Here is a 5482-nt window from a genome sequence, read left to right as displayed (position 1 = left end):
AAGACGGTACGCATCGGCCCGTGGGCTCATCGGACATCAACGCGTACCTGCGCGAGGCGAGCGGCGCCGATTTCACGGCCAAGGACTATCGAACCTGGGCCGGCAGCGTCTTCGCATTGGCCGCGCTGCGGCGCATCGCGCCGCGCAATGTCGCCGACGCGCGCAAGCATCTCGTCGAAACGGTCAAAAGCGTCGCCGCCACACTGCGCAATACGCCGGCCGTCTGCCGCCGTTGCTACATTCATCCGGCTGTCGTCGAAGCGTTCGAAGCGGGCGAACTCGATCGCTTGCCCAACGTGAGGACGCGCCGCGGACTGAAGGCCGACGAAGCCGCCTTCGCCACGTTGCTCGCGCGCGAAGCCCGGCGTGCGAAGCGCGAGGCAAAGCAAAGCGAAGCCGCGGCGAAACGGACCGCCAAGACGCTTGAACGCGCGGCCGGCAAGCTGCGTGCTCGCGCGCGGCCGCCTGACGAAGCCGATCTCCCGCGCGACGACGCTCGCCTCGTGCGGCTGCTCGCCAAATCGAGGCAGGCGGCGAAACGGCAGGGCACTGCGGATCTACGTAAATCCGGCTGACAGCGGAGAGCAACCGAGAGCGACCGAGAGCGACCGAGAGCGACCGAGAGCGACCGAGAGCGACCGAGAGCGACCGAGAGCAGCCGAGAGCAGCCGAGAGCAGCCGAGAGCAGCCGAGATTCGGCTTGACCACGACCGCCTTGCCCCGAGCCCCGGCGCGGCATCGCCTCAGCCCATGACCCCGAAGGTCTGCAATAAGAGCACGACGTTCAGCAAGAGGATGGCGACGGTTGCGGCGATGGCGGCCAGCGTCACGCGCCGGCTATTGACGAACGCACCCATCACATCGCGCCGGCTTGTCACGATCACGAGGGCGATCATAGGCACGGGCAGCGCAAAGCTGAGCGCGACTTGGCTGTACGGCAACGCATCGGTTGCGTTGACGCCTAGCGCCACGACGAGGAACGCGGGGGCCATCGTCAACAAGCGGCGCACGCCCACGGGGATGTGGAAGCCGACGAAGCCTTGCATCACCATTTGCCCCGCCATCGTCCCGACGACTGAACTCGAAATGCCCGAGGCCAGCAGCGCCACGAGAAAGACGGCCGCCGCGCCGGCGCCGAGCAGCGGCGTGAGGCTGCGATAGGCGGTGTCGATTTCGGCGATGTCGGCGTGGCCGGCGTGAAAGGCGCCCGACGCCATGATGACCATCGCCATATTGACGAGTCCCGCCACTGAAAGCGCGACGATCACCTCGCGGTTCGAAAAGCGCAACAGCTTGCGGCGTGCGCGATCGTTGCTGGCCGGGGCGCGATGCTGCGTGAGCCCGGAATGCAGGTAAATCGCGTGCGGCATGACCGTCGCGCCGAGGATGCCGACAGCGACGGACAAGGCGCCCGGCCCTTTCAGTTGAGGGACGAGCGCGCCATAGGCTGCCGCACGCCAGTTCACGTCGACAAGCATCAGTTCGACCACATAGGCGAGCGCGACAGTGCCGATCAACGCCCCGACGATCAATTCGAGCGGACGGAATCCCTGACGTTCGGCGGCGAGAATCGCGTACGTGACGATGCCGGTGAGTCCCATCCCGACGAGCAGCGGCACGTGCAACAGCAGCGACAAACCCAGCGCGCCGCCGAGAAATTCGGCGAGATCGGTCGCCATCGCGGCAATCTCGCTGATGCCCCACATCGCGTAGACGACGGGTAGGGGGAAATGCTCGCGGCTGATTTCGGCGAGATTGCGGTTGGTGACGATTCCGAGTTTGGCCGAGAGACCTTGGAACAGCATCGCCACGACGTTGGCAGCCAGCACGACCCACAGCAGGGAGTAGCCGTATCTGGCGCCGGCTTGCAGGTTCGTCGCGAAATTGCCGGGATCGACGTAGGCGATCGATGCGACGACGGCCGGGCCCGCCAACACCAGCGCCGAGCGCACGCGCGCGATCGGGCTGTCCGGGCCGCGGCCGGCCAATACGTCGCCGATCGCGAGCGTCGTGCGTTCGCTTAACCCCAGTTGCATTTGCGCAGTCGTCATGACGCACCTCGTCCGTCTTGCTCTTGGTGGCCAATGATAAAAGCTATCGATGTGCGAAATACAATTGCTTTTATAAATCGAATCCATACCCGCGTGTTCGCTGGCTGCGGGCGTCGCTCAATTTTGTCGGCGGTGTCGGTGACGGTGGTGCCTTGTCGGCGGTGTCGGTGTCGGTGTCGGTGACGGCGGTGGCGGTGACGGTGGTGCCTGGTGGTCAGCGGCCAGCGGTGGGCGGTGGCCAGTGATGCCGTTATGACCCCACGCCCGCCGCCGTCATCGTTTTCCATTGCGGCGCGTACTCCACCTCGGACCAACTGAACGGCAACGCGCCCGGGCTGCGTCGAACTTCGTCGACTTCGAACCGGACGAGCCGTTCCGCGCCGGGAAACGATTCGAGCGCGGCGCCCTCCCAGACGATGTGCGCACGAGCGGCGACATACAACAGATCGCCGTGCTCGAAATCGACGAAGAGCAGGCCCGCCCGCGGATCGACGGCCAAATTGCCGAGCGTATTGAAGAACTGATTGCCGCGATAATCGGGCGCGACGAAGGTGCGTTCGTCTTCCACGCGGACGAACCCCGGCAGTCCGCCGCGGTGCGAGACGTCGACGCCTTGCGAGGGGGCGTCGTCCTCCAAGCTGCCGCGCGTGGCGATGAAGTAGGTGTCGCTGTGCTCGATCAATGCGCGATCGGCGGTGCTCAGCGTTTTCGTTGGACGGCCAGACGCAAGCGCAGCGACGGCGGCGGTAGAGGTCGCTGCCGTCGCCGCCGTTGCATCGAACGCTTCGACACGCGTTGGCGTCCTGCTTTGGATGTACTTCGCGCAGTTGCCGAAGCTCTGGCGAACCTCGACGGTCAAGACACCGTCTTCGGCGGCCGTCACCGTCCCGTTGACGCGATTGCGCCGGCGCGTCGGCAGCTCGATGCCGAGCCCGCCGAGCATGGCCCCCTCACGCCAGGCCCCGGCGAGCGGATCGCCTGCTAATGCATGCCCGGCGATGCGCAGCGTCGTAGCATCGGGCGACGAGACGAAGCCCGGCTCGCCGATGCGCAACGACGCCCAAGGCTGTCCTTGGGCGTCGATTCCGCCCAGCACGATGAACGGCAGTTGCGCGAAAAACAGCCGATGCTGCTCGGGCAGATAGCGGCGAATGCTGCGCCGGCCACCGATTTCGGCTTTCTCTCGCACGCCCGCGCGCGTTTGCACGGCCACTTCGCCGGCATGGAACGGCGCTTCGCCGAGATCCCAGCCTGGGGGCGGCGTGGGGGCAACGCGGGTGGTCGTCGGGGCGTTCATCGTGCGTTCATCCTTTCGAGTCGAGTCGAGTCGAGTCATCGTCGCCACGCTTTATGCGGCGGCGGGCACCGGAGACTTCGGCATGGCGACGAAACCGGGCAGTGCCTCGATGCGCGCGAGCCAGGCTCGAACGTTGGGATACGGTTCGAGCGAAATGCCGCCCTCGGGCGCGTGAGCGATATAGGTATAGGCGGCGACATCGGCGATCGTCGGCTGCGCGCCGGCGGCGAACGGCCGCTTGCCGAACGCCGGCTCTATGACGTTGAAGAGTTGGGTCGAGATGCGCACGGCGGCGTCGTAATCGAGCGCATAGCCGAACAGTTTGATCAGACGCGCGGCGCAGGGACCGTGAGCGATTTGGCCCGCCGCCAGCGAGAGCCATTGGGCGACGTGCGCTGCGCCGATCGGATCGTCGGGCAGCCACGACGCATCGCCATAGCGCTTGGCCAAATAAACGAGGATCGCGTTCGAATCGAAGATCACGGTGTCGCCGTCTTCGATGACGGGCACCTGCCCGAACGGGCTCATCGCGAGAAACGCCGGCTGCTTTTGCTCGCCCGCGGCGAGATTGACTTCGATCGTTTCAAACGGCAAGCCGAGCAGGCTCAAACAGAGCATCGCGCGATGAGCGTGGCCCGAAAGGCGCATGGCGTGCAGGCGGATCGGCTGTTCGGGGCGGGAGAGCGGCATGACGGAATCCTCGTGGCGATGTGAGCGAAGGTGAATGTCGACGTAACCCTGATCCACTACGGCTACGGCTACGGCTACGGCTACGGCTACGGCTACGGCTACGACTACGGCTACGGCTACGGCTACGGCTACGGCTACGACTACGACTACGACTACGCCGAGCAGACTATCGCAACGCGATTGACTGCATAAGATGGATAATGAGCGAATCACAATCCACTATTGATGGACAATCGCTTATGCCCGAGCTGCGCGACCTCAACCTGAATCGGCTCGTCGTCTTTGCCGCCGTCGTGGAAGCGGGATCGCTGAGTGCGGCAGCCGAACGGCTCGGCGTGGCGAAAACGATGGTGAGTGCCCACATTCAACGCCTCGAAGCAGAAGTGGGCGCTACGCTGATCGTGCGCACGACACGGCGCTCGAATTTGACCGAAGCGGGGCGAACGCTATACGAGGCCAGCCGCGAATGCGTGCGCGCCGCAAGCGATGCGCTCGCTGCGATCTCGGCAACCTCCGCGATCTCCGGGCCGTTGCGCGGGCTCGTCCGCGTGGCTTCGCCGATCGACTACGGCGAACTTGTGGTGGCCCCGGCGCTCGCGGCGCTGCATCGCACACAGCCGCAGCTCGATGTCGAACTCGTCTGCGGCGACAGCTATGTCGATCTGATCGCCGAGCGCATCGACGTCGCCGTCCGATTGGGCAATCTGCGGGATTCGAGCTACCGCTCCGCGCGGCTTGGGCAGTATCTGCGATGGATCGTCGCGAGTCCTGCGTTCCTGGCGGGCCGGCGGCTGCCCGAATCGCCGGGCGAGCTCGGCGAATGGCCGTTCGTCTCGCTATCCACCATGGCGCACCCGCATACGCTCTCGCTGTGCGATCTGAGCGGGCAGCGGGTGCGCGTGCGCTGCAAGCGCGCATTCCTCGCGAATACGGCCAGCGCTTGCCGTGCCGCCACCCTGGCAGGAGCGGGGTTCGCCGTGATGACGGATTTCTCGATCGGGGAAGATTTGGCTGCGGGACGTCTCGTGCGTCTGTTTCCGCAGTGGGGCGGCGAGCCGGCTGCCATTCAAGCCGTGTTTCCCTCGACGCGTCAGCCATCGCCCAAGGTGGCCGCGGTGATCGATGCGTTGCGCAGGTATCTGGACCGCGCGGATCAGCCGTGCGCCACCGCTCGCCGATAAGCCAGCGGCGACGTACCGACAGCCGCGCGGAACCGATGGCCGAAGTGGCTCGGATTGGCATAGCCCGCGCGCATAGCGATTTCATCGACGGATAGCGTTGTCGTGCGCAACAACGCCCGCGCGAGATCGGCTCGCCGCTCGGCGATCCATGCATTGGGCGGCATGCCGAACGAGGCCCGGAACATGCGCGACAAATGGAATTCGGACAGGCAGGCGACATCCGATAGATCGCCGAGCGTGACCTTGTCGGCCAGATGCGCGTC

The 5482-nt window shown here is 65.7% G+C and carries 6 protein-coding genes and 1 pseudogene; 3 read left to right on the top strand and 4 right to left on the bottom strand.

The features are described 5' to 3' along the window. Positions 1-575 (top strand): annotated as a pseudogene (locus ACTHL0_RS01030) (DNA topoisomerase IB); the annotation flags it as partial. A gap of 168 nt (positions 576-743) precedes the next feature. Here ACTHL0_RS01030 and ACTHL0_RS01025 read toward each other — a convergent pair. The 3 genes from ACTHL0_RS01025 to ACTHL0_RS01015 all read right to left on the bottom strand — a co-directional run bounded on the left by ACTHL0_RS01025 (position 744) and on the right by ACTHL0_RS01015 (position 4038). Further along, entirely contained in the window at positions 744-2051 is a 1308-nt protein-coding gene (locus ACTHL0_RS01025; RefSeq protein ID WP_440564703.1) for an Nramp family divalent metal transporter, read from the bottom strand. Positions 2052-2301: 250 nt separating this feature from the next. Next, on the bottom strand, positions 2302-3348 hold the full coding sequence (locus ACTHL0_RS01020) for a pyridoxamine 5'-phosphate oxidase family protein (protein WP_440564701.1): 1047 nt from the start codon (positions 3346-3348) through the stop codon (positions 2302-2304). Between the two features lie 51 nt (positions 3349-3399). Continuing rightward, positions 3400-4038, bottom strand: a complete 639-nt coding sequence (locus tag ACTHL0_RS01015) for a glutathione S-transferase family protein (RefSeq protein WP_440564700.1) — start codon at positions 4036-4038, stop codon at positions 3400-3402. A 30-nt stretch (positions 4039-4068) separates the two neighbouring features. Between ACTHL0_RS01015 and ACTHL0_RS01010 the strand changes: the two genes are divergently transcribed. Both ACTHL0_RS01010 and ACTHL0_RS01005 read left to right on the top strand, forming a co-directional pair. Beyond that, positions 4069-4230: a hypothetical protein gene (locus ACTHL0_RS01010; protein WP_440564699.1), complete on the top strand. Its 162-nt coding sequence runs from the start codon at positions 4069-4071 to the stop codon at positions 4228-4230. A 47-nt stretch (positions 4231-4277) separates the two neighbouring features. After that, the gene (locus ACTHL0_RS01005; protein WP_440564697.1) at positions 4278-5219 is read left to right on the top strand and encodes a LysR family transcriptional regulator; all 942 of its coding nucleotides are present in this window, start codon (positions 4278-4280) and stop codon (positions 5217-5219) included. Here the strand turns inward: ACTHL0_RS01005 and ACTHL0_RS01000 are convergent. Beyond that, on the bottom strand, positions 5192-5482 hold a 291-nt coding region (locus ACTHL0_RS01000; RefSeq protein ID WP_440564695.1), incomplete at its 5' end, for a helix-turn-helix transcriptional regulator. The two genes, ACTHL0_RS01005 and ACTHL0_RS01000, sit on opposite strands and share 28 nt — an antisense overlap.

The sequence above is a fragment of the Trinickia sp. genome, assembly GCF_051961175.1.
Lineage (GTDB): Bacteria > Pseudomonadota > Gammaproteobacteria > Burkholderiales > Burkholderiaceae > Trinickia.
The sequence above is the reverse complement of the archived record's forward strand: the minus strand, read 5'-3'. Positions and strand labels throughout refer to the sequence as shown.